The organism is Cedecea sp. B1(4) (genome assembly GCF_059414925.1).
In genome coordinates this window covers 1-292 of record NZ_JCAHMZ010000190.1, presented here as the reverse complement: position 1 = coordinate 292, position 292 = coordinate 1, and the positions used below count along the sequence as shown (strand labels likewise).

General features: G+C 64.4%; 1 protein-coding gene. It reads right to left on the bottom strand.

Features of this window, described 5'->3' with window-relative positions; genetic code table 11:
- A partial coding sequence (locus ACR6JA_RS22580; RefSeq protein ID WP_494599684.1) for a hypothetical protein occupies positions 1 to 292 on the bottom strand: 292 nt, incomplete at both ends.

Below are 292 nucleotides of genomic sequence, written 5' to 3'. Positions count from 1 at the left end.
CGATGACATGCACCGCTGCGCCCAGCACCGCATGCGGGCGCGGAAAGTCGAGCCACCACTTCAAGGCCGACGCCGCCGCCAAGGCCAGCAAGAACGCGACGCCGAAGTGCAACAAACGGCTCCGCACTAGCCGAACGCGGGCCGGATCGGAAGATGCCTTTGACCATGCCCATAGGCCCAGTACGGTTAGGGGCGCGGTCCAGTAGCTGCCGATTAGGCTGAAGAGCGACGCCAGCGGCCACAGCACTGCGGGCGTCCCAGCATTGATCGCTTGAAATAGCGCGAGATTCAG